The following is a 1,814-nucleotide window of genomic DNA, read 5'->3' on the forward strand; positions in this document are numbered from 1 at the left end:
CGACCCCCGACGAACTAACGGAGATACCCACTAGCGGGCGCGGCGGGCCAGGCGCTCGGTGTCGGAGATGATGACGCTCTTGCCCTCGAGCCGCAGCCAGCCGCGGTGCGCGAACTCGGCCAGGGCCTTGTTGACCGTCTCGCGCGAGGCGCCGACCAGCTGGGCGATCTCCTCCTGCGTGAGGTCGTGCGTCACGCGGATGTTGGCGCCCTCCTGGGTGCCGAAGCGCTGGGCCAGCTGCAGCAGCGCCTTGGCCACGCGACCGGGGACGTCGGTGAAGATGAGGTCGGCCAGGTTGTTGTTGGTGCGGCGCAGGCGGCGGGCCAGCACGCGGAGCAACTGATCGGAGATCTCGGGACGCTCGGAGATCCACCGCTTGAGCGCGGAGCGGTCCATGGCCTGGACGGAGACGTCGGTGACGCAGACCGCCGAGGAGGTCCGCGGGCCCGGGTCGAAGATGGACAGCTCGCCGAACATGTCCGACGGGCCGAGGATGGACAGCAGGTTCTCGCGGCCGTCGGGGGCCTTGCGGGAGAGCTTCACCTTGCCGGAGGTGACGATGTACAGGCTGTCGCCCTGCTCGCCCTCGCGGATGATCACATCACCCTTCGAGTACTCCTCGCGGGTCAGGTCGGCGCGCAGCGCCGAGATGGCCGCGGGCTCGACACCCTGGAAGATGCCGGCCCGGGTGAGTACGTCGTCGGCAGACTGGTCCGTGCGGCGATCTGTCGTCACAGTCTGTGACCCTCCCGTTCGGGCGCGGACGAGCGAGGTCCGCGCCATGGCGTGCGTGTGGCGAAAGCCACTGTAGCCGGTCCGGTGCCCCAGGTGTGACCAACGCGCGGCGACCGGGGTGGGTCAGGTCTCGATCTGCTCGGGCTCGGCCAGGATGGCGGCCTCGAACTTGTCCATCAGGAGGGCGAAGCCGGCGAGGAGGACCGGGACCAGGACGACGAGGATTCCCTGCATGACCCCGAGTAAACACCCCCGCAGGCCGGCTCGCACGCGCGGCCCGGCGCACCCGAGGGTGGTCCGGGCCGTAATGTGGACTCATGCCCGACCCCGCTCCAGCTTCCACGAAGCGTCGCAGACGAGGGGTGGCCGCGAGGGGGGTGGAAACCGACCTCGGGCGCACCCGCCGCGCCAGGCGCATGCTCCGCACCCTCGAGAGCGCGTTCCCGCACGTCTACTGCGAGTTGGACTTCCGCGACCCGCTGGAGCTGAGCGTCGCGACGATCCTGTCCGCGCAGTGCACGGACAAGCGGGTCAACGAGGTCACGCCCGCCCTGTTCGCGCGGTACCGCACGGCCGCGGACTACGCCGGCGCGGACCGCGAGGAGCTGGAGGCGCTGATCCGTCCGACCGGTTTCTACCGCAACAAGGCACGCAGCATCCAGGGTCTGGGCGCGGCGCTGGTGGAGAAGTACGACGGCGAGGTGCCGCGGCGGCTCGAGGACCTGGTCACCCTCCCCGGGTTCGGGCGGAAGACGGCCAACGTGGTGCTCGGTAACGCGTTCGGCGTGCCCGGGCTGACGGTGGACACGCACTTCATGCGCCTGGTCGCGCGCTGGAAGTGGACCGAGGCCACCGACCCGGTCCGCATCGAGCGGGAGGTGGCGCGGCTGCTCCCGCGCGCGGAATGGACCGACGCCAGTCACCGGATCATCTTCCACGGCCGACGGGTGTGTCACGCGAGGACCGCGGCCTGCGGGGCGTGTGTCCTGGTCGACGACTGCCCGTCCGCGGGCGAGGCCGGCCCGCTCGATCCGGTGGCCGCCGCCCGTCTCGTGGCGGGACCCGAGCGCGCCCACCTG

The 1,814-nt window shown here is 71.1% G+C and carries 2 protein-coding genes; one reads left to right on the plus strand and one right to left on the minus strand.

The annotated features are described in order from the left end of the window. Window positions 1–30: 30 nt before the first annotated feature. Window positions 31–735 (minus strand): cyclic nucleotide-binding domain-containing protein, encoded by a 705-nt coding sequence (locus tag G6028_RS13035; RefSeq protein ID WP_182659128.1) that lies wholly within the window; start codon window positions 733–735, stop codon window positions 31–33. 317 nt (window positions 736–1,052) lie between these two features. Here G6028_RS13035 and nth point away from each other — a divergent pair. Continuing rightward, a partial coding sequence (gene nth, locus G6028_RS13040; protein WP_194307026.1) for an endonuclease III occupies window positions 1,053–1,814 on the plus strand: 762 nt, incomplete at its 3' end.

Source organism: Dietzia cercidiphylli, assembly GCF_014145145.1.
Taxonomy (GTDB): domain Bacteria; phylum Actinomycetota; class Actinomycetes; order Mycobacteriales; family Mycobacteriaceae; genus Dietzia; species Dietzia natronolimnaea.